General features: G+C 66.7%; 15 protein-coding genes. 6 read left to right on the top strand and 9 right to left on the bottom strand.

Annotation, left to right across the window (positions count from 1 at the left end; translation table 11 throughout):
• Positions 1 to 17 precede the first annotated feature (17 nt).
• Together J2X06_RS02070 and J2X06_RS02065 are read right to left on the bottom strand one after the other, a co-directional pair.
• Positions 18 to 1511 carry an MFS transporter gene (locus J2X06_RS02070; protein WP_310057634.1) on the bottom strand — a complete coding sequence of 498 codons (1494 nt, stop codon included), beginning with the start codon at positions 1509 to 1511 and terminating at the stop codon, positions 18 to 20.
• Positions 1512 to 1599: 88 nt separating this feature from the next.
• Complete coding sequence (locus J2X06_RS02065) at positions 1600 to 3867, bottom strand: Six-hairpin glycosidase-like protein (protein WP_310057632.1); 2268 nt, start codon at positions 3865 to 3867, stop codon at positions 1600 to 1602.
• Positions 3868 to 4167: 300 nt separating this feature from the next.
• On the opposite strand from J2X06_RS02065, the gene J2X06_RS02060 reads away from it, so the two are divergent.
• The 3 genes from J2X06_RS02060 to J2X06_RS02050 are packed head-to-tail and all read left to right on the top strand — an operon-like array spanning position 4168 to position 10508.
• Positions 4168 to 5787: an alpha-glucosidase family protein gene (locus J2X06_RS02060; protein ID WP_310057629.1), complete on the top strand. Its 1620-nt coding sequence runs from the start codon at positions 4168 to 4170 to the stop codon at positions 5785 to 5787.
• 39 nt (positions 5788 to 5826) lie between these two features.
• Positions 5827 to 8589, top strand: a complete 2763-nt coding sequence (gene pulA, locus J2X06_RS02055) for a pullulanase-type alpha-1,6-glucosidase (protein ID WP_310057626.1) — start codon at positions 5827 to 5829, stop codon at positions 8587 to 8589.
• 44 nt (positions 8590 to 8633) lie between these two features.
• Complete coding sequence (locus tag J2X06_RS02050) at positions 8634 to 10508, top strand: alpha/beta hydrolase-fold protein (RefSeq protein WP_310057623.1); 1875 nt, start codon at positions 8634 to 8636, stop codon at positions 10506 to 10508.
• Positions 10509 to 10511: 3 nt separating this feature from the next.
• Here J2X06_RS02050 and J2X06_RS02045 read toward each other — a convergent pair whose 3' ends face one another.
• Positions 10512 to 12077, bottom strand: coding sequence for a phospholipase D family protein (locus J2X06_RS02045; RefSeq protein ID WP_310057620.1), 1566 nt, complete (start codon positions 12075 to 12077; stop codon positions 10512 to 10514).
• A gap of 101 nt (positions 12078 to 12178) precedes the next feature.
• Positions 12179 to 14743 (bottom strand): alpha-amylase family glycosyl hydrolase, encoded by a 2565-nt coding sequence (locus J2X06_RS02040; RefSeq protein ID WP_310057617.1) that lies wholly within the window; start codon positions 14741 to 14743, stop codon positions 12179 to 12181.
• Positions 14744 to 15076: 333 nt separating this feature from the next.
• On the opposite strand from J2X06_RS02040, the gene J2X06_RS02035 reads away from it, so the two are divergent.
• From J2X06_RS02035 to J2X06_RS02025, 3 genes are all read left to right on the top strand, one after another.
• Positions 15077 to 17833 carry a TonB-dependent receptor gene (locus J2X06_RS02035; protein ID WP_310057614.1) on the top strand — a complete coding sequence of 919 codons (2757 nt, stop codon included), beginning with the start codon at positions 15077 to 15079 and terminating at the stop codon, positions 17831 to 17833.
• A gap of 277 nt (positions 17834 to 18110) precedes the next feature.
• A complete protein-coding gene (locus tag J2X06_RS02030; protein WP_430539533.1) occupies positions 18111 to 18866 on the top strand; it encodes an SPFH domain-containing protein in 756 nt (251 codons plus the stop codon).
• Between the two features lie 376 nt (positions 18867 to 19242).
• The gene (locus J2X06_RS02025) at positions 19243 to 19536 is read left to right on the top strand and encodes a DUF1330 domain-containing protein (RefSeq protein WP_310057611.1); all 294 of its coding nucleotides are present in this window, start codon (positions 19243 to 19245) and stop codon (positions 19534 to 19536) included.
• A gap of 12 nt (positions 19537 to 19548) precedes the next feature.
• Here the strand turns inward: J2X06_RS02025 and J2X06_RS02020 are convergent, their stop codons facing one another.
• From J2X06_RS02020 to J2X06_RS02000, 5 genes are all read right to left on the bottom strand, one after another.
• Entirely contained in the window at positions 19549 to 21243 is a 1695-nt protein-coding gene (locus J2X06_RS02020) for a SulP family inorganic anion transporter (protein ID WP_310057608.1), read from the bottom strand.
• A gap of 94 nt (positions 21244 to 21337) precedes the next feature.
• Entirely contained in the window at positions 21338 to 22153 is an 816-nt protein-coding gene (gene ppk2 / locus J2X06_RS02015; RefSeq protein ID WP_310057605.1) for a polyphosphate kinase 2, read from the bottom strand.
• 49 nt (positions 22154 to 22202) lie between these two features.
• Positions 22203 to 22484, bottom strand: coding sequence for a hypothetical protein (locus J2X06_RS02010; protein WP_310057601.1), 282 nt, complete (start codon positions 22482 to 22484; stop codon positions 22203 to 22205).
• A gap of 853 nt (positions 22485 to 23337) precedes the next feature.
• On the bottom strand, positions 23338 to 24105 hold the full coding sequence (locus tag J2X06_RS02005) for a TerC family protein (protein ID WP_310057599.1): 768 nt from the start codon (positions 24103 to 24105) through the stop codon (positions 23338 to 23340).
• Between the two features lie 400 nt (positions 24106 to 24505).
• Positions 24506 to 25171: a dihydrofolate reductase family protein gene (locus J2X06_RS02000; RefSeq protein WP_310057597.1), complete on the bottom strand. Its 666-nt coding sequence runs from the start codon at positions 25169 to 25171 to the stop codon at positions 24506 to 24508.
• Between the last annotated feature and the right edge of the window lie 591 nt (positions 25172 to 25762).

Genomic DNA, 25762 nt, shown 5'->3' with positions numbered 1-25762 from the left:
TCGTATCGAGCCCATCGTCAAGGCGCCGCCGTGGCGGTCGCCACCGCCGCGCCCGGTTCGCGCACGCGCAGCACGCACAGGCCGGCGACGATCAGGCTGATGCCGCCAATCGCCAGTGCCTGGATCGGCTGGCCTCCGAAGAACGTCTTCAGCAGGAACCCGAGCAGGCTGGCCGCGACCAGCTGCGGAATCACGATGAAGAAGTTGAAGATGCCCATGAACACGCCCATCTTTTCCGCCGGTACGCTGTCGGACAGCAGGGCGTACGGCAGCGACAGGATCGAGGCCCAGGCAAAGCCGACGCCGACCATCGACAGCAGCAGCCATTGCGGGTCGCGGATCAGCAGGAACGACAGCAGTCCCAGGCCGCCGAGCGTGGCGTTGACCAGGTGGCTGATGCGCAGGCCCAGGCGCCGCACCATCCACGGGATCACGATCGCCGCCAGCGCGGCAAAACCGTTGTAGGCGGCGAACAACACGCCGACCCAATTGGCGCCGTCGTTATAGGCGACCGACGAAGTATCGGCGCTGCCGAAATGCACGCCGGTCACCGCCGCGGTCGTGTAGATCCACATCGCGAACAACGCGAACCAGGAGAAGAACTGCACCACCGCCAGCTTGCGCATCTCCGCGGGCATGTCGTGCAGGTCGGTGATGATGTGGGCGAACGCGCTGTCGCGGCGGGTCCAGCCGACCACGATCAGCGCCAGGCCGTACGCGGCCAGCAGGCCGGCCAGGATGTACAACTGTTTGTCGAGGCCGAACTGCAGCACCGCAAAGGCGCTGGCGGCGCCGATCGCCAGCCAGACCAGGCCGTTGCGGCGTGCACGCGCCACGTCGAGCGGACGCTGCGGTGCACGCGGCACGGTGTCGTGTGCGCGCAGCATTTCCGGCGGGTATTCGCGCGTGCGCAGCACGGTCCAGCCGACCGCGGCCAGCAGCACGGCGCCGCCGAAATAGAACGCGTAACGCACCGTGTCGGGCACCTCGCCGGGACCGGCGGTATTGCCGATGCCAGCCTTGGCGAGCAGCCACGGCAGCAGGCTGGCGATCACCGATCCCACACCGATGAAGAAGCTCTGCATCGAGTAGCCGGAGGCGCGCTGTTGCGTCGGCAGCTGGTCGCCCACGAAAGCGCGGAACGGTTCCATCGAGATGTTGATCGAGGCGTCGAGCACCCACAGCAGGCCGGCCGCGATCCACAGCGTTGGCGAGTTGGGCATCGCGAACAGCGCCAGCGTGGCCAGCACCGCGCCGACCAGGAAGTACGGGCGCCGGCGGCCCAACCGGGTCCAGGTGCGATCGGACATGTAGCCCACGATCGGCTGCACGATCAGGCCGGTCAGCGGCGCGGCGATCCACAGCACCGGGATGTCGTCCATGCTCGCGCCCAGCGTCTGGAAGATGCGACTGACGTTGGCGTTCTGCAGGGCGAATCCGAACTGGATGCCGAGGAAGCCGAAGCACATGTTCCAGATCTGCCAGAACGACAGCTGCGGTTTGGTGGTCATGGCTTAGGGATCTCGGTTATGGCCTTGAAAAATGAATCGTCGTTCCCGCAAAAGCGGCAATCCAGGGACTTTGGCTCTGCACGCGACATCACGGGATCCCCGCCTTCGCGGGGATGACGGAAGGATTGCCTGGATCAGCCACCTGGACCAGGTGCAGCGCGCCCAGTTCGGCCGAATTCAGTGGCCCGGACTCGCCGCCCGTGCCGCCTGTGTAATGGGCGAAATGGCTCAGGTAGCTCATGTTGAAACCGTCGCGCAGGTCGAAACGGCATTGTGCGCCCGCTGGCGCATGGAAGGTCACGGCGCTGGAACGTTGCCGCTGCTCGCCATGCGGCATCACCAGCACGCCACCCTGCGATGGCTGGTCCGCACACCGCACCTCCAGCCATTTCACCGCGGCGGTGATTCCGGTGTTGATGGGGCCGTGGTGATTGACGAAATCCAGGCGCACGGCAAAGCGGCCATCCTGCGGCGCGCTCCAGCGGCGCGGCCAATTGCCAGTGATTATCTGCGCATCACCGACGCAGCGGGTGGGGCCATGCAGCGATTCCAGGCCGCGCGCGTCGATGCGGGTCAGGCTGAAACACTGCTCGGCCGCCTGCTTCGGCAGCTTCGTCGTCGTTGGTTCCGTCGCATCGGCTACGCGCACGCCGTTCTCATACAGCCGCGTCTGCACGGGCAGGTCGACCTGCCATTGCGTGCCGGCCTCGTCGATCACCGGCGCGTCCGGCGACCGCGGAGCGAAGGTGGCCGCGTCATGCGCCAGCGAAGTACCGGCGCCGCGTGTGGCGACCAGGTCGATGACCGTATCGGCGCCATCGACGTGCTGCTTGCCGGCCACCAGCAGGTCACCGGACAGCTTGCGCGGCCGTCGCAACGTTACCCGGCGTTCCGGCAGTTGCAGCGAAATGGTCTGGCGATCGCCGAACAGCATCGGCACCAGTTCGGCCGGCAGCTTGGCATCGATGCGGCCGTCGGCCTGCACGCCGAACACGCCGCCGATCACCATGTCGAGATAGCCGGCCACCGACCACAGCTGCCGCGGCGAGTTGACCACCGGACCGCTGAGCGCGCCATCGTCGACGTGCACGGCCTGCGTGGTCAGCTCGAAGTTTTCCATGTTGGAACCGGCCAGCGCCGCCCCGCGCATCAGCGAGCGGACCTCGTGGGCGATGCGCGGCGCATGCCCGACCGCGCGTGCCGCGCGCAGCGAGTAGGCGCTGACGAACGGCCAGATCGCACGGTTGTGGTAGATCGCCGTGCCGGGCTGCTGCGGCCAGATCGCCGGGCTTCCGCTGTCCAGTACCGGATAGCGCGACAGGGCGCGCAGGGCACGGTCGGCGGGCACGATGCCGCTATCGATCAGCAGCGACAGGCCCAGCAGGTCGTAGGCCTCGAACGGCACCGGATGCGCCGCAGTGCCGATGTAGCTCATGTACAGGCCGCGATCCTCGCGCCAGAACGCGCGCTCGATGGCGGCCGCCAGCGCCTGTGCCTGGCTGGCGTACTGCTGCGCGCGTGCGTCGCCGCGCTGGCGGGCCATCCGCTCGCCCAGGCGCAACGCGCGGTACTGCAACACATTGGTGGAGAGCGCGAAGGACTGCGCGATGAAGCCGACGTCGTTGGCGGTCCAGCGCGGGTACGACTGCTCGCGCCAGTCCAGGAACGAGGTCTCGCCGCGATACAGACCCATGCCCGCGTCGAACACGTAGCGTCGGTCCTGCGCCAGCGTATCGTTGAGCGCCTGCCAGACCTCATCGGCGAAACGACGACTGTCTTCGTCGTTTCCATCGATCAGGTGCTGTGCGGCCAGGAACCACACCACGCGGTCGCTGCTGATCGGCCAACTGCCGCCGGAGCCGGTGTCCTGCGCGACGAAGCGCGCATCGGCCGGCGCGCCCTCACGAGCGCCGGAGAGCTTGAAGCGCAGCGACGCGCGGGCGCGTTCGGGTTCCAGCCTCGCCAGCGCCAGGTCGGTGGCGAAGGAGACGTCGCGCGTCCAGACATACCGCCACTTCTCGCCGGTCTCGAAGCACGGGCACTCCATCGGTTGGCCGCGCTCGAAAGCGCCGTCGGTAATCGAGGCAACCTTGGCCGCGTCCAGTTCGGCCTGGGCCAGCGCGAACAGGCCGTCGAACAACGGGCTGGCCGTGTCGCTGGTCATCGGCTGCACCGCGACCCGGCGATCGCCGGCGGCGTGATGCAACAGGTATCCGCCGCCCGGCTGCGGCTCGACGCTCGCCGTCTGGCCGCGCCACTCCAGCGACTGCCTCCATTGCGTGGATTCCGCGGCGACCGATGGTGTCGACCAGGCGGTCGAAACGCACGCCAGCGCGCACGCCACGGCAACTGCCATGGCCGAACACGAACCTGCAATGGATCGCGGCGATGAACGTGTGGATGAACCTGTCGACCCAACGCGACCCCGCACGCGGTCGGGCGTGCACGCTGGCCGCGCGCCTTGACTCCAATGCATAGCCCCACCCCTGCGACGAGTCGTCATGGTAGTGGGCGGTGCAGCCGCACAATTTCGGCTGCATACGTATTCATCGCCAACCGCCCCGGACGGCCAATGCCGGGTGCGGCAAAGCGTGGAATAGTGGCGCCCCAGTGGCGCGCCGGAGCGGCGACCACATGACTGTGGGGCGCAGGAAGGATGACGATGGCACGGTGGTGGCGTGGCGCGGTGATCTACCAGATCTATCCGCGCAGCTTCCTGGATACCAATGGCGACGGTGTCGGCGACCTGCCGGGCATCATCGCCAGGCTCGACTACGTCGCCAGCCTCGGCGTGGACGCGATCTGGATCTCGCCGTTCTTCAAGTCGCCGATGGCAGACTTCGGCTACGACATCGCCGACTACCGCGACGTCGATCCGCTGTTCGGCACCCTGGACGATTTCGACCGCCTGCTGGCCAAGGCGCATTCGCTGGGCATCCGCGTGATGATCGACCAGGTGCTCAGCCACACCTCGATCGAACACGCCTGGTTCAAGGAAAGCCGCGAGAGCCGCGACAACGCGAAGGCCGACTGGTACGTGTGGGCCGACGCGCGCGAGGACGGCACGCCGCCCAACAACTGGCTGTCGATCTTCGGCGGCGTGGCATGGCAGTGGGAACCCCGCCGACGCCAGTACTTCCTGCACAACTTCCTGGCCTCGCAGCCGGACCTGAACTTCCACAACCCGGCAGTGCGCGAGGCGACGCTGGACAACGTGAAGTTCTGGCTCGACCGCGGCGTCGACGGCCTGCGCCTGGACGCGATCAACTTCTGCTTCCACGACGCACAGCTGCGCGACAATCCGCCCAAGCCGGCGGAACTGCGCACCGGCCGTGGGTTCAGCCCGGACAATCCGTACGCGTTCCAGTACCACCACCACAACAACACGCAGCCCGAGAACCTGACGTTCCTGGAGGACCTGCGCGCGCTGCTCGACCGTTACCCCGACGCCACCACGCTCGGCGAGATCTCCTCGGAGGACTCGCTGGCGACGATGGCCGAGTACGTCAACGACCAGCGCCTGCACATGGGCTACAGCTTCGAGCTGCTGACCGACGATCGCAGCGCGGCCTATATCCGTGGCACGGTCGAGAAGCTCGAGGCGAAGATGACCGCCGGTTGGCCGTGCTGGGCGATCTCCAACCACGACGTGCAGCGCGCGGTGACGCGCTGGGGCGGCGGCGCGCATTCGGACGACCTGGCCAAACAGCTGGTCGCGCTGGTGTGCTCGCTGCGCGGCTCGGTGTGCCTGTACCAGGGCGAGGAACTGGGCCTGCCCGAAGCCGAGGTGCCGTTCGAATCGCTGCAGGACCCCTACGGCATCGCGTTCTGGCCGAACTTCAAGGGTCGCGACGGTTGCCGCACGCCGATGCCGTGGAACGGCGATGCCCAATCGGGCTTCAGCACCGGCGCGCCGTGGCTGCCGGTCGCCCAGGCCCACAGCGAGCGCAGTGTGCACGAGCAGGAAGCGCAACCGGATTCGGTGCTCAACGGCGTTCGCCACCTGCTGCGCTGGCGCAAGACGCATCCGGCGCTGGTGCTGGGCGATATCCGCTTCCTCGATGCGCCCGAGCCGGTGCTGGCTTTCGTCCGCAGCCACGACGAGGAAAAGCTGCTGGCGGTGTACAACCTGTCGGCCTCGCCGGTGCAGTGGACGCCGCCGCAGGATCTTGCCGACATGGCCGCGCTGACCGACCACGGCCTGCTGTCGGGTGGGATCGTCGACGGCGTGCTGCAGTTGCCGGCTCATTCGGTGTTCTACGCCCGGCTGGGCTGACATGCGTGGCGGGCGAACGATAGTGTCCAGTTCAAGCCTGTGACCACGTCCAGCCCGACCAGACCATTGCGGCGCATCGCGCTGCTCGCTGCGGCGATGTCGCTGGCCGCGCCGCTCGCGTTGCATGCCGGTGCTCCCGGCCTGGATGCCTGCGACGCCGGATTCCAGACCATCCTGCAGCCCGCGCCTGCCGCTGACGCCTCGCGCCCGGACGCCCGTGCGTACTGGCTCGATCGCCAGCTCCTGCAATGGCCACAGGCGCCACGACAGGGCCGCTATCGCCTGTATCACTCGACCAACGGGCAGATCGTCGCCGCACCCGGCAAGCCGGTCGCCGGTGCGGACGACATGCTCGTGCTGCACCCGCATGCCGGCGCGGTGCCGACGGCGCTCGCCGAGCGCTTCGGCTTCGTCACGTCCGGCGCCGTCCTGTCGTTGCGCAAGGCCGACATCGCGCGCTTGCCGCCGCTGCTCACCGGCCAGTTGCTGCTGGTCCGCGAGGACGGCGTCGGCCACGTACTCGATGCGACGTCCGTGCAGTTGCCCGGCGTGCTGGACGATCTGTATGCGCCGGCCGGAAAGCTCGACGATCTTGGCGTGACCGTGGCGCCGTCGCGCACGGCCTTTCGCCTGTGGGCGCCGACCGCGCAGGACGTGTCGGTCTGCCTCTACGACAAGGGCGACAGCCGGGCGCGCGAGCGCGTTGCGATGCAGCGCGATGCCGCCACCGGCGCCTGGTCGGTCGCGTTGCCACGCGACGAGTCCGGCGGCTACTACTCCTATCTGGTCGACGTGAACGTCGACGGTGTCGGCGTCGTGCGCAATCTGGTGACCGATCCGTACTCCGTCAGCCTCACCACCGATTCCAGACGCAGCTTCATCGGCGATCTGACGGACGACGCGCTGAAGCCGACCGGCTGGGACGCCGACCGTGCGCCGGACAAGGTCCGCGCCGCGACCGACATGGTCATCTACGAACTGCACGTGCGCGACTTCTCGCGCGACGACGCCACCGTCAGCGCGCGCAACCGCGGCAAGTACCTGGCGTTCACCGAAAGCGATTCGGCCGGCATGCGCCACCTTCGCGCGCTGGCACAGGCCGGGCTCACCGATGTGCACCTGCTACCGGTGTTCGACCTGGCCACCGTGCCCGAAACCGGCTGCGCGGTGCCGAAGGTCCCCGACGCCGCACCGGACAGCGAGGCGCAACAGGCGGCGGTGATGGCCGTGGCCGCGCGCGACTGCTTCAACTGGGGCTACGAGCCGTTCCACTTCAACGCGCCCGAAGGCAGCTACGCCAGCGACGCCGCCGACGGTGCGCGTCGCGTGGTCGAGCTGCGGCAGATGGTCATGGCCCTGCACCAGGCCGGACTGCGCGTGGGCATGGACGTGGTCTACAACCACACCACCGCCGCCGGCCAGTCATCCTTGTCGGTGCTGGACCGCATCGTGCCCGGCTACTACCACCGCCTGGATGCGCGGGGCGCGGTCGAGCGCTCGACGTGCTGCGACAACACCGCCACCGAGCACCTGATGATGGGCAAGCTGATGATCGACTCGGTCGTGCTGTGGGCACGCGAGTACGGCATCGACTCGTTCCGTTTCGACCTGATGGGACACCAGCCGCGCGCGGTGATGGAAGCTCTGGACCGCGCCGTGGATGCGGAGGTGGGCCACGACGTGCAACTGATCGGCGAAGGCTGGAACTTTGGCGAGGTCGCCGACGGCGCGCGCTTCGTGCAGGCCTCGCAGCGTTCATTGAACGGCAGCGGCATCGGCACTTTCAGCGATCGCGCGCGCGACGCATTGCGTGGCGGCGGCCCGGGCGACCACGGCACCGCGCTGGTCGCCGACCAGGGATGGCTCAATGGCCTGGTGTACGCGCCCAATGCCGATGCCGACCCGAACCGCCCGGCGGCCGACCTGATGCGCGCCGCCGACCTGGTGCGCGTGGGCCTGGCCGGCACGCTGAGCGATTACACGATGACGACCTTCGACGGCCGCACCGTGGCGCTGTCGGCGATCGACTACAAGGGCCAGCCGGCCGGCTATGCCAGCCAGCCTTCGGAAGTCGTCAACTACGTCGAGAACCACGACAACCAGACGCTGTTCGACCTCAATGCCTACAAGCTGCCGCGTGATACCCGCCGCGAGGATCGTGCCCGCGTGCAACTGCTCGGCGCGGCCGTCACCGCGTTGAGCCAGGGCATCGCCTACTTCCATGCCGGCATCGACACGCTGCGCTCCAAGTCAATGGACCGCAACAGCTTCGATTCCGGCGACTGGTTCAACCGGCTGGACTGGAGCTACCAGGACAACCACTTCGGCACCGGCGCGCCGCCGCGTACCGACAACGGCGCCGATTACGACCTGATCAAGCCGCGCCTGGCCGATGCCTCGATCACGCCGACCCCAAGCGAAATCGCCTTCATGCGCGACGGCTTCCGCGACTGGCTGGCCATCCGCGCCAGTTCGCCGCTGTTCCGGCTGCGCAGCGCGCAGGAAATCCGCCAGCGCCTGCACTTCCCCGATGCCGGCCCGGCGCAGAACCCGGTACTGGTCGTGGGTCATCTCGACGGCGCAGGCATGGCCGATGCGGGTTACCGCGAGGCGATCTACCTCATCAACGTCGGCACGAGCACGCAGTCGGCAACACTTCCTGCACAGGCCGGAAAGGCCTACGTACTGCACCCTGTGTTGCGTACCGGCGCGGATGAGCGCGTCCACCAGGCACGATTCAATCCGCGTGACGGCCGTTTCACCGTGCCGGCACGCACCGCGGTGGTGTTCGTCGTCGAGTGAATCGTCATCGAACGACCGCTGCGTCCAACACGACAGGAAACTGCATGACCCGCGTCCGCCGATTCGCTCTGCCGCTGCTGACCGCCACGCTGCTCCTTAATCTCGCGCATGCGGCGCCGCCGACGGCCGGGATGCCGGCGAGCACCGCGACCACTGCGGGTTTCACCACGCAATCCTTGGATTTCGATGCGACGGAGTTCGCCCCGGAAGGCCTGCACGCCACCGCATACCTGCCGCCGGGTTACCCACGCGGCAGCGACCGCTATCCGGTGTTGTATCTCAACGACGGCCAGGACCGCGAAGCGGTGGCCCTGGCCGACACGCTGGCGCGACTGACGGCGCAGGGCACGATCCGCCCGCCGATCGTGGTCGCGATCGACATGCCGAAGGACCGCATCGGCGCCTACGGCCTGTCCGATCGCGAAAACGGACACAGCATCGTCGCGCAGACGAAGTACGGACCGGTCGGCACGCACGCCCAGGCCTATTCGCAGTGGGTGGCGACCACGCTGATCCCGGCGGTCGACGCGCGCTACCGCACGCGCACCACGCCCGATGCGCGCGCCGTGCTGGGCTGGTCGCTGGGGGCGCTCAATGCGTTCAACCTGGGCTGGCAGTACCCCGAGCTGTTTGGCCGCGTCGGCGCGTTCTCGCCTTCGTTCTGGCTGTCGGCCGACCGCACCGACGCCGATGCGGTCCAGCGCACGCGCCTGGCGCAGCGCATGGTGGACAGCACCGGGCCGCGCAACGGCGCGCGCTGGTTCTTTGCGGTCGGCACCGCCGAGGATCGCGATGACCGCGACGGGGACGGCGTCAACGACGCGCTCGACGACATCCGCGACCTGATCGATGGCTGGAACGTCGGTGAAGCCACGGCGTCCGATGGCACCGCACCCAAGGGCACGGGCCTGAAAGGCCTGCGCCAGAAGGGCTACAGCATCAATACCGATCATGCCGCGCTCGCCACGCGTGCCGATGTCGCGCTGTACACGCTCGACGGCGGCGAGCACAACCAGGCCAGCTGGGCACGAATGCTGCCGGCGTTCCTGACCTGGGCCTACGCGGTGCATGCGCCGCCGATCACCGCGACCGGCCGCGTCGACAGCTACCAGGACGTGCCTTCGCTTCATGTCCCCGCGCGCAACGTCGATATCTGGCTGCCACCGAGCTACGGCAAGGTGCCGGGACGCCGTTATCCGGTGCTCTACATGCACGACGGCCAGAACCTGTTCGACCCGGCGCTGTCCTACACCGGCATCGACTGGGACGTGGACGGCGCGATGACCCGACTGATCGCACAGGGCAAGGCCCGCGAGGCGATCGTCGTCGGCGTGTGGAACACGCCGCTTCGCTTCCAGGAATACATGCCGCGCCAGCCGATCGGCAAGCAATGGCCGGCCGGCGCCGGCGATGTACCGCCGATCCCGGTCGAGGCGATCGCGTCCGACGACTACCTGCGCTTCCTGGTCGAGGAACTCAAGCCGTTCATCGACGCCACCTACACCACCGCGCCCGGTCGGGACGACACCTTCGTGATGGGCTCGAGCATGGGCGGGCTGATCTCGCTGTACGCGGCGGCGCAGTATCCACAGGTATTCGGCGGCGTCGGCGCGGTGTCGACGCACTGGCCCATCGGCGACGGGCTGGTGATCGACTGGCTGGGCCAGCACCTGCCAGATCCGGCCACGCATCGGCTGTACTACGACCATGGCACCGCCACGCTGGATGCCAGCTATGCGCCGTTCCAGGCGCGCATGGACCGGCTGATGATCAAGGGCGGCTATGTCGAGGGGCGCAACTGGATGACGCGCAGCTTCGAGGGCGCCGAACACAACGAGCGCGCCTGGCGAGACCGTCTCGACGTGCCGCTGCAGTTCCTGCTCGGCGCGCCGGCCGCACGCGCGAGCGCGTCCGACTGATCGCTACAACTGCGAATCCAGCGGCAGCCAGCGCAGCAACCGGGCGGTGATCCGGCGCGACAGGCTCGCGTCCGGATCGCGGTGCTCTGTACGCACGCCGTCGCGCCATTGCAACCGGCCCTTCGCGTCGCGGTCCACGCGCCAGGCGCGATCCCCGTCGGTCATGCGCTCGAAGATCACGCCCAGTTCCTCGGCCAGCGCCGGATGCGTGGCCAGCACGCCCTGCTCGCAGTTCAGCGATACCGAGCGCGGGTCGAGATTGAACGAGCCGACGAACACCGTCTGCGCATCCATGATCGCCGCCTTGGTATGCAGGCTCGCGCCCGATGAGCCGAACAGGCTCTTGTCGGCGCCCGGCCCCGAAGCCGGCTTCAGCTCCCACAGGCTGACGCCGCCGTCGACCAGGCGTTCGCGATACTTCGAATAGCCGCCATGCACGGCGGCGACGTCGTTGGCCGCCAGCGAGTTGGTGATGATCCTCACGCGCCGCCCGTCTGTCACCGCATCGACCAGCGACGTCGTGCCCGCGTCGCCCGGAACGAAGTAGGGCGAGATCAGCGTGATGGTCGATGTCGAATCCCGCATCGCCTGCCCGAAGCCGCGCAGCACTTCCGACCGCGCCTTCGGGTCGGGCGCTTTCAACGCCTTGAGCGGATCGTCTGCCAGCACCTGCCAGCGCGGCGTCCAGTGCACGTCGAGCTCCCCGGACTGGATGCGCCTGACTGCGGCATTGTCGGCCAGCGACTGCGCCCAGGCTGATTCGGCGACCTGGCGCCGGCGGTCGGCATCGCCGGCGCGCAGTTTATCCAGGGTCTGCGGCGTGACCAGTTCCGGGCTCAGCACCGCGACCGGGTACACCGCGGTCGAGTTCCAGTAGCGGTCGAAGGCATCGCTGAGCTGCGCGACCGCCGGGCCGAGCACGGCATAGTCAGTATCGACGAAGTTGATTTGCTCGCTGGCCGCGAAATACTCGTCGCCGACATTGCGCCCGCCGGTGATGGCGATGCGGTTGTCGGCGATCCATGCCTTGTTGTGCATGCGATGGTTGATGCGCGAGAACGCGGTCATCCCTTCGGCCAGTTTGCTGGCCGTGCCGCGCCGGGAGGCGAACGGATTGAACAGCCGCACCTCGATGTTTGGATGGGCGTCCAGTCCGGCCAGCGCGAAGTTGTGGGCGCGGGCGTCCATGTCGTCCAGCAGCAGGCGCACGCGCACGCCGCGGTCGGCCGCGCGCACCAGCTCGCGCGCCAGCATCCAGCCAGTCAGGTCGTCGTGCCAGATGTAGTACTGCACATCGAGGCTGCGCTCGGCGTAACGCGCCGACAGCCCGCGCAGCGCGAAAGCCTCGACGCCATCGGAGACCAGCCGGAACCCGGACTCGCCCGGATGCTGCTCCAGTCGCGGAAGAAATGCGCGATCCAGCGCGGCGTCGTGCGCCACCGGCAAGGCATGCTCCGGCGGCAACTCGCCGCGTGGAGGCAGGCGCGCGCAGCCCGATGCGGCCAACAGCGCCAGCACGGCGGACAGCAGCAACAGGTGCAGGCGACTCGAAGCCGACACGGTTGCCACGGCCTTGCCTCTAGGGGGGAGCCCGGATAGCGGCACTCTATCGCTTCGCTGTCGTTCCCGCATTCACGCGCACTGGCGTCGGAGCGGGCCGGAACGCCCGCTCAGCGCAGCGTGATCACCCCACTGTCGTCCATCCACAACGGGTCCTTGCCGGCGTCGCCGCCGCCGATGCTGTGGGCGCCCGGCTTCGGCGTCAGGCTGCGATAACCGCCGTCGTAGTCCCAGGTATTCAGGTAGAGCCGCACGCCGGACAGCGAACGCGCCGACCCCAGCACGCTGGCCGGGAAGGTGAAGGTGACGGTGTCGTCGCCCGGACCGAGCGCGATGGTGGCCGCCGGGGTGATCGCCGAGCCTTCGGCGGAAGCGCTGGCGCCGCGGCTGTCGAACAGCGCGTTGGTCCAACCGTTCGCGCGAGCCCGGACCTGCCAGCGCATGCCGTCCGGCAGCACGCCGTTCTGCTGCGGCATCGCGGTGGCGCCGTCGTCGCGCCCGGGCAGGCCGACGAACAGCGTGTAGGCGATGTGGTCGAACCCGTTGGGAGGATTCCACGAGGCCAGGCGACGGTTCGTGGTCACCTCGACCTTCATCGCGCCGCCGGCGCCGTAGACGCGGATGCGGCGCAGGTCGAGCGGCCGGTGCTCGCGCCACTCCGCGCCGGCCGGATAGACATAACTACCGGCGGGGCCGTGGTCGTCTCCCTGCGGGTCCTTCACGTCGGCCAGCAGCGTCCACTCGCGCGTGACGCGGAAGGTGTGCGCGGTCGCGACCACATCGCCGGCCTGGTCCCACACGACCACGCGGTGCGCCGTCGCGGCATCCGTCATGGATGAGGTGTCGACGTTGGCCTGCCAGCGACCTCTCGCATCGACGCGTACTTCCCGGGCGCGGTCGATGTCGCCGTCGACCACGAGCTTCAGTGTCGCTGCGCCGCGCGCGCTGCCGCGAACGACGAAATCGCCGGACACCTCGTCGGGAAGTCCGTCGTCGAAGGTCACCGTCGATGCCGGCGCGGCCACCGTCCGGCGTTCCTCGCTGGCCAGCCACACGACTCCGGCCCGCGCGGCCAGCGGCAGATGCACCCGCCCGTCGCCATCGACGACCAGTTCCGGCGCGTCGCCATCGATCGCGAACGCGCCGCGCAGGACCGTTCCGGGCGCCAGGCCGGTATCGACGGGTTCGAGCAGCGCCGCATGCGTGGCGGTGTTGAAGGCGACCAGCGCGGCCTGGCCTTCATGGCGCATCAGGTAAGCGAGCACGCCCGGGCCGGTCGCGTCCTGGGCGATCACCCGCGGCATGCCTCGCGAGAACACGCGGTGGCCGCGGCGCAGCGCGATGACGCGCTGCAGGTAGCGGTACAGCGGCGCCCGGGTGTCGTAGTGGTCGCGCCCGTCCGAGCCGTAACCACCCGCAAACATCGCCCCGCGCTGCTCCCGGAACCCCTGCTCGGTGCCGTAGTAGATCGTCGGGATGCCGGGCAGCGTCAGCATCGACAGCAGCGCCTGCTTCAGCCCGGCTTCGTCGCCACCGGCCAGGAAACGGTCGACATCGTGGTTGTCGACGAAGGTCGGCATCAGGTGCGGCTGGCGATGCACCTGCATCGTCCGTTCGATGCGCCAGCCCAGTTCCGCGGTCGGACGGCCGCGCGCGAACACGTCGCCGCTGCTGCCGTACAGCGGGAAGTTGATCATGCCCGGCATGAATTCGCGGCCCTGCGCATCGCGCATGTAGCCGTCGATGCGCCGCATCTGCTCGTCCTGGTACGGCTTGTCGATGCCGAAACCCTCGCCGAACACGTGGAACTGGCGACGACCCGTCTTCTCGGCCACGCGCGCGATGCCCGGCGCCTTCGCATCGTCGGCATACAGGAAGTCGAGGAAGTATTCCGGCTGCACGTAGAAAGCGGTATCGACGCGGAATGCATCCACCCCGGCTTCGCGGACCCAGTATCCATAGGAGCGGCGCAGCGCCTCGCGCACGCGCGGGTTGTCCGTGTTCAGGTCATCCAGGTCGGCCAGCTGGAAGTCGAACAGCTGGCGCGGATCGTTGTAATCGGTGATGGCCGGCGTCCAGTGGTAGATACCGGCGGCGCGCTGCGCCGGGTCGCGCGCGTCGTTGCGGTCGAACGGCGACTGCGTCGGCGCGGTGCGGCCATTTGAATCGGCGTTGAGCTGGAAGTGCGCGGCCGGATCGTTGGCATCCCAGCCGCCATCGTAGGTGAAGTAGTTGCCGACGTGGTTCACCACCACGTCCTGCACCAGGTACATGCCCTTGGCATGCAAGTGGCGCGACAGCGAGCGGTAGTCGCCGAGCGTGCCGTTGTGCGCGTCGACGGCCATGAAGTTCTCGGCCCAGTAGCCGTGGTATCCGCCGTACTGGCTGCGTTCGCTCCACCACCGGTTGGCCACTGGCGGGGTCACCCACACCGCGGTGGCGCCAAGGCCGCCGATGTAGTCCAGGCGCTGCTCGATGCCGCGCAGGTCGCCGCCGTTGTATCTGGCGTTGCTGGCGGGATCGAACTCCCCGGCCTTCTGGTCGTTGTTGGCCCGGTCGCCATCGGCGAAGCGATCGGTCATCACGAAATAGATGACCTGGTCGCGCCAGTCCGGGGAAGGCACGTGCAAGGCGCCGGCCGGCTCCCGTCCCGCTGCGATGGCGGGACCGGTCATCGCCAGCGCCATGGACAGGGCAAGCCCCCATCGCCCCGCCCGACCCTGCGCTCGTATCACGTGTGCACGCATTCCACCCTCCCCACGGCGTCCGGCGGCGGCTCCAGGCCGCGACCGCAGGCCACTATTCCACGCGGCAAACGATTGCGCCGGGGCCAGTGTGCAGGCCGCCACCATGAATACGTATGCAAAGAAACGTTTGCAGGGATTGCTCCGACTACCATCGCCTTACGTTGCAGGACCACGTCCTGAGCGCACCGGACCTGCGGCGATCGCCCCACGCGACGGACGCGGTCGACATATAAAAAATCCGATCCATCAGTGGGAGGGGAGATGTTGCAACTCAAGCGCAATTTGCTGAGCGTTGCCTTGGCGTCGGCGACGATGCTTATCGCAACGGGTGTCCAGGCGCAGTCCGTCGGCGACACGCAGAGCGATGCGGTGGACCTGGACAAGGTCACCGTCACCGGCATCCGGGCCAGTATCGAAAGCTCGATCGACACCAAGAAGGAAGCCACGTCGATCGTCGAGGCCATTACCGCCGAGGACATCGGCAAGCTGCCCGACATCAGCATCGCCGAGTCCATCGCCCGCCTGCCCGGCCTGACCGCGCAGCGTGTCGCCGGCCGCGCCCAGGTCATCAGCGTACGCGGCCTGTCGCCCGACTTCGCCACCACGCTGCTCAACGGCCGCGAGATGGTGAGCACCGGCGATAACCGCAGCGTCGAGTTCGACCAGTACCCGTCCGAGCTGATCAACGCCGTCACCGTCTACAAGACGCCCGACGCGAGCCTGGTGGGCCAGGGTCTGTCCGGCACGATCGACATGCAGTCCGTCCGCCCGCTGAGCTACAGCGAGCCGGTGGTCGTGGTCAGCGGCCGCTACCAGGAGAACTCGATCGGCTCGGCCGCCAACACCGGCGACGACGGCAACCGCTTCAACGCCAGCTACATCGGCCAGTTCTTCGACCGCACGCTCGGCTTCTCGATCGGTTACTCGCACGTCGAAACGGCGATCCTGGAAAAGCAGGTCGGCCTCTACGAGCCGTGGAAGACGGTCAACAACCCGGGCAACCCCAACGAGCGCCCGGGCGTTCCGGCCGGCGCCTTCTACTCCGACGGCATCAAGGCCCTGCTGCGCACGGGCGAGGTCGAGCGCGACGGCGCGATCGCCACGGTGCAGTACCGTCCGTCGAACGACTGGACCAGCACCCTGGACCTGTTCTATTCCGAAGCCACGCAGGAAGACACCGCCAACCAGTTCGAGGTCAACCTCGGCAACTACAACGGTAATTTCTCGCCGGGCCTGAACATCACCAACGCGCAGGTCAACGGCAACAACACCTTCACCGGCGGCATCGCCAGCGGCCTGTATCCGCTGGTGCGTGGCATGTACAACAAGCGCGAAGACAAGCTCAGCGCCTTCGGCTGGACCAACGAGTTCAACATTGCCGGCGTGCGGTTCACCGCCGACGTCAACTACTCCAAGGCCAAGCGCGACGAGACGAACCTGGAGAACAACACCCAGCTCCAGCCTTCGCCGCAACTCGACACACTGCACCTGAACTACGTCGAGGACGGGTTCTCGTGGCTGGTGCCGGGGTTGGACTACTCCAACCCGGCCAACCTGTTCCTGGCCAACACGATCTACGGCTCCGGCTACGGCAAGACGCCGAAGGTCGAGGATGAGCTGAAGGGCGGCTCGATCCGGGCCGCGATCCCGGCGCCCGAATCGCTCAGCAGCTGGATCTCCAACATCGATGTCGGCTTCAACTACTCCGACCGCGAGAAGTACAAGCGCCAGCCCGAGGGCAACATCACCCTCGGCCCGCAGGGTCCCACGGCCATCGCCGCCGACCTGCAGTACGGCCTGGTCGACCTCGGCTTCGCCGGCGTGGGCAAGATCCCGTCGTGGAACGTACCGGCCGCGGTCGGCCGCTACATGGTCTTCGCGCCCAACGAGGACGCGTCGTACCTGGTGTCCAAGGCATGGACGGTGTACGAGGGCATCAGCACCGGCTTCGCCCAGGCCGACATCAACAGCGAGTGGGGCTCGGTCGGCGTGCGCGGCAACATCGGCGTGCAGGTCCAGTACACGGACCAGTCCTCCAAGGCGAACTACTGGGATGCCACCCAGCCGGCAGGCAGCAATGTCCGCCCGTTCCAGAACGGCAAGACCTACACCGACTGGCTGCCGAGCATGAACCTGGCGTTCTCGTTCGAACACGACCAGACCCTGCGCTTCGCCCTGGCCCGCCAGCTTGCACGCGCCCGCGTCGACCAGATGCGCGCCTCGCTCGAGTTCGGCGTCAACACCGCGACCGGCGAGCCCGGTGGCTCCGGCGGCAACCCCGAGCTGGATCCGTGGAAGGCCAATGCGTTCGACATGTCCTACGAGAAGTACTTCGGCGGCACCAAGGCCTACGTCGCCGCCGCGTACTTCTACAAGGACCTGCGCAGCTACATCTACACGCAGACCCGCGACGACTACGACTTCAGCAGCTTCGTTGCCGACTACGTGCGGGGGCCGACGGAGCCGCCGACGCAGACCACCGGCAACTTCACCGCTCCGTACAACGGCCAGGGCGGCAAGTTGCAGGGCCTGGAGCTGAGCGCGTCGCTGCCGCTGGACATGTTCTGGGAGCCGCTGGAAGGCTTCGGCATCCAGGCCAGCGCCAGCTTCAACGACAGCAACATCAAGATCCGCGACCCGGAAAGCGCCTCCAGCGTCGGCAGCGGCGACATCAGCCTGCCGGGCCTGTCGGACGAGGTGTACAACTTCACGGCCTACTACGAGCGTAGCGGGTTCGAAGCGCGCGTCAGCCAGCGCAAGCGTTCGGACTTCATCGGCGAAATCGGCAACTTCGCCGGCAACCGCACGCTGCGTTACGTCGTCGGCGAGGACATCATCGACGCGCAGGTCAGCTACACCTTCGGCGAAAACACCGCCCTGGCCGGCCTGAGCCTGCTGCTGCAGGCGCAGAACCTCAACAACTCGGACTACAGGACGTACGCCGAGACCAAGGATCGTCCGCTCGAGCACATCGAGTGGGGTCGCACCTTCCTGGTGGGCGCAAGCTACAAGTTCTGATCCCGCACCACTGTTGAGCTTCAAACAAACCTGCCGGCATCGCGCCGGCAGGTTTTTTTGTGACTGAGGGGTGCCGAGGCCAGATGGCAAACGACAGGTGCCCGCTTCCGACACATAGCCGACATTCGTTCCGGTCGTTCGCGCCGGGGCACGTGGTCCGGTAACCTGCGCAGCCTATTCAAGCTGAAGCCGCTTCGTCGGCCGGCCTCCACAGGGGAACCAAGTGAAGCTTTCTGCTCGTCGTTTCATGATGCTCACCATCCTGCTGTGCATGACCATCCTCAGCATCGGCTGCACCGTTGCCCAGCCCGACCCTGGTGACGTGGCCGTCTACCAAGACCGCCCATACATTTTCGGCCATGAAGGCATCCGGCCCGACGTCCTGACGGAAGGTCGTGATGTGACGTGGCTGTCCACCACGATCATCTACGTCACCACTGCACCGCAGACACTGCACGTACCGTTCCAGGACCTCTCGTCGATGGACAACATCCTGCTCGATTTCGACACCAGCGTGCAGCTGCGCGTCGTCGATGCGGCAGACACCCTGAAGCGCTTCGGCCCCCGCTGGTGGGAGAACAATGCGCTGTCGCCTTACAACTCGATCGTCCGCAAGGCGGTCAAGTCCGAGAAGATGGCGCAGATGATGTCCGACCCTGTGGCGGCAGAGAAGGTCGATCAGGAAGTTACCGAACAGCTGCGTGCGCTGATCAAGGCGTCCGGCATCCGCGTGGAAGTGATGGCGGTCAACCTCGGCAAGGCCAAGCCGAATGACAACGTGCTGGCGCAGATGAACAACACGGCAGCCGAACAGCAGCGCAACCTGACGCTGGTCGCCGCCACGATCGCAGAACAGCAGCGCAAGCTGGAGCAGGAAGCCAAGGCCGACGCCGACAACGCCTACCGCAACAAGATGGGTTTGTCGCCAGAGCAGTACCTTGCCCGCCAGTTGGCCGAGATCCAGGCCGAAGCGTGCAAGACGGCAGCCGCGTGCTACCTCGTGCCGCAGGGCACGAACATCGTCGCCAAGTGATCCTTCGGCAGCTTCCTTCTGGGAGCCGCCGCTCGACTTGCATCAAGGCTGGAATGACCGCTTGTGGCCGAAAGCTGCCACTGGCGATATGCGCCGCTTCTGCGAGTCAGGAAGCGGTCGTCCGTCCAGCTCCGGAAGGGCCGGCGCTCTTAAAAAAATGCAGGGCTCGGTTGCCCTCCTCCTTCTGCTCCCGATCCAAGCGTAGTTGGATTCGTCAGCACCGATTATTCCGTGACTCGGAAGATTGCCTGCCGGGGATCGGGGATTCGCTCAGACCGTGCGCGCGCGTAGTGTCACGCCATCGGCGCTGTTGGCCGATCAGCATGACGCTGACCACTCGCCATGGCGGTCGACACGGCCGCGCAGGAGGTTTCAGATGAACAAAGGCTATTGGGTCATCGCGTGGCAATCCGTCTCGGATCCATCGGCGGTGGATCGCTACATAGCCCCGGCAACGGAGGCCATCCTTGCGCACGGAGGTCGTGTCGTCGCAGGCGGAGAACCGGCCAGGACTTACGAATCGGGCCTGCCTTCGCGCATTGTCGTCGTCGAATTCGACAGCCTGCAGTCGGCCGTATCCGCGTACGAGAGTCCCGACTACCAGGCATCTCTCTCCCATCTGTCCGGCGCGGCCGAGCGCGATGTGCGCATCATCGAGGGCATGGGATAGAGAACTGGTTTTTCAAGGCTTCCAGTCCACCTCATACTCTTCGAGGTAGGCGTCGACGGCGGCGCCGATGGTGGGATACATCGGCCCGAAGCGCTCCAGCATCTCGAAGCGCTTCAGCTTGTCCTTGACTGGGTCCTTCATCTCGGCGAACCGCAACTCGATGCCGCATTCGCGCAGGGCCCTTTCCAGCTCGGCCAGCATGTCCGCCGAGGTCACGTCGATGCTGGTAACCGGCTCGGCGGCCACGATGATCCGCCGCACCGGGGTCGGCGATTGCGCGATGGTCTCGCGCACGCGCTGGCTGAACAGCTCGGCATTGGCGAAGAATAGGGGCGCATCCCAGCGGAACAGGACCAGGCCCGGAACCAGCCGCGCATCGGGATAGCGCGTGATGTCGTGATAGCCGCGGATGCCGTCGACCCGGCCCATCACGGCGTGGTGCGGCCGCCAGCCGTCCCAGAGGAATTCGATGACGGCGATGACGATCGCGATGCCGATGCCGTGAATCACTCCCCAGACGGCGACCCCGACGAAGCAGGCGATCGACAGCCAGAACTCCCATTGCTGGATGCGGTAGATGCGGCGCAGGTCGTCGAACTGGAACAGGCCGATCGCCGCGGCGATCACGACCGCCGCCAGCGCGCTGCTGGGCAGGTGCTGCAGCAGGTTCGGCGCCACGACCAGCAGCAGCGCCACCGTCAAAGCGCCTACCACGCCGGTGAGCTGGGTCTTCGCACCGGCGGCTTCGGCGACCGGCGTGCGCGAGGAACTGCTGCTGATCGGGAATCCCTGGAACAGCCCGCCCGCGAGATTCGCGGCCCCCAGGCCGATCATCTCCTGGTTCGGATCGACCGCAACGCCAGTCTTGGCCGCGTACGTGCGCGACAGGACGCTGGTGTCGGCGAACGCCACCATGGCGACGGCGGCGCCGCCGATCACGACCTGGCTGAGGCCCTCAAGGCCGATCCAGGGCAGCGCGAAGGACGGCAGGCCCTGCGGCAGCGGACCGAGCACTTTCACCCCGGCGCTGTCGTCCAGGCCGAGCGTTCCGACCACGACCGTTGCGGCCACGACCGCGATCAGGAGGCCGGGGATTCGCTTGTACGGCTTGAGCAGCAGGATCAGCACCAGCGTGCCGGCGCCGACGGCGAACGCCGTCCAGTTGGACTGGCCATCCTGGATCGCCTGGGTAATCCGCACGAGGTTGCGCAGCGGCCCGGCGCTGTCGATCGAAAAGCCGAACAGCTTGGGCAACTGGCTGATCAGCACCGTGAGCGCGATGCCGTTCATGTAGCCGTAGCGGATCGGCTTGGACAGCAGCTCGGTGACGAATCCCAGGCGCAGGACGCCGATCAGGATGCACACCAGCCCCGACACCACCGCCATCAGGCTTGCCACCATCACGGCGCGCGCCGGGTCGCCGGCGGACAGCGGCGCCACGACCGCGAGAATCACCGCCGCGAGCGCTGAATCCGGCCCCAGCACCAGGATGCGGCTTGGACCGAACAGGGCGTAGGCGAGCAGCGGGACGATGGTGGCGTACAGGCCGTAGATCCCCGGCACGCCCGAGGCCACGGCGTAGGCGATGCCGACCGGGACCAGCATCGTGGTCAGCACCAGGCCGGCCATCAGGTCGCGCGGCAACCAGGCCGCTTCGTACCGGCTGATGATCTGCAGTCCTGGTAGCCAGCGCTTCCAGTCGTTCATGCCCGCGAGCTCCGACCCATGGCTTCATCTGGCCATTCGCGGCGATTGTCGCTGATGGCTCCCGCTTGATGCGTTGTCTGCGGCACTCGCGAAGTCAGTACTGCTCCTTGACGTACTTGTACGGATAGTCGGGCTCGACATAGTCGCCGCGCTTCTGCCGTTTCGGCACGCTGAACTTCTCGCGCGGAAGCTCCTCGTAGGGGATCTTGTCGAGCAGGTGGCGGATGATGTTGAGACGCCCGCGCCGCTTGTCGTCGGTCCGCGCCACGTACCACGGCGCGTGTGGGCTGTCGGTCGCGGCGAACATGTCGTCCCGCGCCCGCGAGTAGTCGTACCAGCGGCCATACGATTTCAGGTCCATCGGCGAGAGCTTCCACAGCTTGCGACCATCGGTGGCCCGATCCTTCAACCGCCGTGTCTGCTCCTCTTCGCTGACCTCCAGCCAGTATTTCAGCAGGATGATCCCGGACTGGACGATCGCGGCCTCCACCAGCGGCGTGGCTCGCAGGAACTTGCGCACCTTCGATTCCGAGGTGAACCCCATCACCCGCTCCACGCCCGCGCGGTTGTACCAGCTGCGATCGAAGATCACGAACTCGCCGCCCGACGGCAGGTGCTGCATGTAGCGCTGAAAGTACATCTGGGTCTTCTCGCGCTCCGTCGGCGCCGGCAATGCCGCCACCCGGAATATCCGCGGACTCACCCGCTCGGTGATCGCCTTGATCGTGCCGCCCTTTCCCGCCGTGTCGCGCCCTTCGAACACGACGCAGACCTTGAGCTTCTTCGCGACGATCCACATCTGCAGCTTGACCAGCTCGACGTGCAGCTTCTCAAGCTCGGCGTCGTACTCCTTCCGCTTCATCCTTTGCGGAGATTCGCCAGGCGCGTCGCCTTGTTTGTCGGGTTTCATGTCGCTTGCTCCGCTTGTGCGCTGTGGTCGTCTGCGCCTCGCCGTGGCGTCAGTTACGCGCCTTCTCGTTTTCGGTCGCCTTGCGGACGATGTCGGTGTAGAGCTGGGAGATCTGCACGCCCAGGGTCTGGAACTCCGGATTGCGTGCCACGAACTTCTGCCCGTCCTGGGCATCCTCGAGCGCGACCTTCAGGAACTGGATATCGGAATCCGTCAGGCACTCGCCGGCGTCGACCCGCTTCTTGATAGCAAGCGTCCGCGGCAGCCGGAATTTGACGAGCCGTTCGAGCAGCGCCTGGATCGTGGCCGCGTCGTCGGTCTTGTCGGACATGTGGGCTCCCCCTTGCAGCGAGCGAGGCGATAGTTTGCGCCGCGCCGCGCCGAGTCGGCTTCACGACGATTTCACGTTCGATACGGGCGACGCGCGGTTGCGAGTGATCGATTCCCGACATCGCGTGCGGGTGACTCGACCATCCCTAGCGCATCCAACGACGCTTTCATCCCGAAGCGGACGGGGGTCTCATCGGGTCACGGGCCGGGCACCGGCCAGCAACCCGGACGCGTCATGGAGCATCGACGGTCGCCGATAGCCTAAAGAGAGCCGGTGCCAAGCGGGTTCCTGGCCTCGTCCTTTGGATTCTGCCCCCGCTGCAACTCGCTAGCAGGCTCTTCGGGTTCCCGGTCTGCTTGACCATCGCTCGCCATTGCTGCCATTGGGTCGCCCGGGGGTAACGCATCGCGATTCGCCGAGGAGAAGTAGTGTTGGCGTACTCGCTCCCGGATCTCCTTGGGTGCAAACGCCAAGGGGCAGTCAGCATATGAGGGAGGGGAAAGGAGCAGCATCATTACTCCGAACAGAGGCCGGATCTGCATTGCTCGGACCGATTGAAGGGTGGTCCAGTATCGGACCCTGCCGCTCAAGCGATATCCGAATCGCACTTTCTGCGGCCGATCTCCCAGCCGCGCAAGCGGTTACGTGCAGGTGAGGCGCGCGGTAGGGGCTTTATCGGCATCGAGGAGAGCTGGGTAGCGGAGGAACTCCGCTGAGCGACCGCTAGCGACCCAAAGCGGCCACTCGACCGCGCCCCTTGCCGGTCCCACTGGCCACAGAAGGCCCGCCGAAAGGCACCACTTTCCGGATGCGAAAGCGGCCGGCCAGAAGGCCGGCGCTTTGCGTTGCGGCATCACGACGACGGCGCATCGTCCGTGAACCGCTCGTGCAGCTTCACCGGCGCGACCGTGGCCTGTGCGCGCTTGCGGATCCACAGGTTGATCAGCTCCACGAACACCGAGAAAGCCATCGCGGCGTAGATGTAGCCCTTGGGGATGTGCTGGCCGAAACCATCGGCGATCAGCACCAGGCCGATCATGATCAGGAAGCTCAGCGCCAGGACCTTCACGGTCGGGTGGCGTTCGACGAAATCGCCGATCGGTCGGGCGAACATCAGCATGAAGGCTATCGAGATCAGGATGGCGGTGACCATGACCCAGCGCTCGTCGACCATGCCCACTGCGGTGATGATCGAGTCCAGCGAGAACACGATGTCCAGCACCATGATCTGAGCAATGACGCTGGCGAAGGTGGCCGTCGCCGCGCCGGCGCTGACGTGCTCGCTGGCGCCTTCCAGCTTCTGGTGGATCTCGTGCGTGGCCTTGCCGATCAGGAACAGGCCGCCGCCGATGAGGATGAGGTCGCGCCAGGAGAATTCGTTGTCCAGTATCGAGAACAGCGGTGCGGTCAGGCCGACGATCCAGGCGATGGCCAGCAGCAGGCCCAGTCGCGTCACCGCGGCCAGGGTGATGCCCAGTCGGCGCGCCTTGTTGCGCTGCTCCGGCGGCAATTTGCCGGCTAGGATCGAGATGAAAATGATGTTGTCGATGCCGAGCACAAGTTCGAGCGCGGTCAGTGTGGCCAGTGCGATCCAGATCTCGGGGTTCAGTAGGGCGTCCATTGGGGTCTCGTAGGAAGGGGGGCGTGGGCCGATTGGTGGCCGAACCTGCCCGCACACGCACGATGCGAGCCGCGGGCAGCGGAGCGAGGTGATGGACGGCGGAGGGTTGCGGCGGCGGAAAGGCCACGACGCCTGTGTATCCGATGGACGCACCTTCGCCGTGGGACGGCGAAGGTCTTGCTCGCAGGCCGCCTCAGGCGACCTGCTGCTGCACCGGGGACGAGTCCCGTAGTGACGGTGTCAGCATGTGGGAGCTACTCCCCTTCGTGACCGAAATAATAAAGCATGTGCCGTCGCTGGAACCATAGTCGGTGCTGTACAGGTCCGGGCATCGTCCACTTCCGGCCCAAGCGGAAGCTCGGCGGAAGGCCGTAGCCTTCCGTCGTCCGCGCGCGACGGTTCATGCCGGCTGGTAGACGGCTGCCACGGCGCCAGAGTCGAAGGGGGTCATGCTGATCAGGCGCAGATCAACTGGGCTGCATAGTTCGGAGAACAGCGGCTGACCTCGGCCCAGCACAACCGGATGAATGCCCAGTCGATATTCGTCAATGAGGCCGGAGGCAACGAGGCTTTGGGCGAACCGAGCGCCTCCATGCGCAAGGATGAAATTGCCTGGCTGTTCCTTCAGTCGGAGAACTTCCTCCGCGAGATCGCCGCGTGCCACCGTGGGTTCGGCCCAGGACTGCAGGACCGCCGCTGTCGGCGTGACGCCATGCCGCTGCGCATTGCGCGCTTTTGCTTGGGCGAGCGCCAGCGTCGTCCGATCCACACGTGTGCCGTCCTTGATCCCTTTCCTCGAAAAAATGACCTTGGGAATGTCGTTCATCGGCGCTGCGATCGGCATGTCCGAAAAGGGCCAGAACGCCGCCATGTCGTAATAGCTGCGGCTCCCCATTATGTGCACGCCGGCTTCGCGAAGCGTATTGAGAATCCACTCCGTGGAATCGGCGCCCCCCGATGTCCGGAATATCCAGTCAACCTCGCCGCTCGGTCCGGCGACAAAGCCGTCCAGGGAGACGGACATCTTCAACACCAGCTTTCTTTTTGTTGCCGTTGAGCTAGCCATAATTCCTCCTGGTGGAACTAGGACGCCAATGTCGATTTTCGCCTCTTCGCACAGCAACGACGAACGAAGGGGGCACGTTTCGACACGGTCCGGACGACCGGCGGCTCTTGGCCGAAAGCAACGAATCGGAACGCGCGGTTGAAAGCACCTTCCTCCGATACGGCAGAGCTGATCGTGTGCCTGCTCGTGGCGGAGCGGGCCCGGGTGCCACGCTGGCTGGCGCAGGAACGATCCGACGCGGACGACCCCCAGAAGAGCGTGATGGTACTGACCGGTTTACACCGCTGCTGCCGCATGATCTGTGCCACGCCCTTCTGTTGCGGCTCGCACTGCCAAGGCGTAGAACACTGGATCAGCAGGCAAGAATCCAGCTGCCTCGCACAAGGACATCAGCCGAGAACCACGCTGTACTTCTGGGCTGTTGACGCCAAAGCGTCGCTTACGGAGTAAGTACGCCTCGGCGAACCGCGACCATTTGCTGCGGGTGATAGCTCCGCAGCGGTCACGCGTTTTCCGTCGCCGCCCCGCATTTGAAAACCTCTCGCCGAATACGACCGCGCGGCGATTCCGGTTCAGCGGTTGTCAAAAAAG

The sequence above is a fragment of the Lysobacter niastensis genome, assembly GCF_031457115.1.
In the GTDB taxonomy this organism is placed as follows: Bacteria; Pseudomonadota; Gammaproteobacteria; order Xanthomonadales; family Xanthomonadaceae; genus Lysobacter_J; species Lysobacter_J niastensis_A.
Note: the sequence above shows the minus strand (reverse complement) of the source record. Positions and strands in the feature narration are given on the sequence as shown.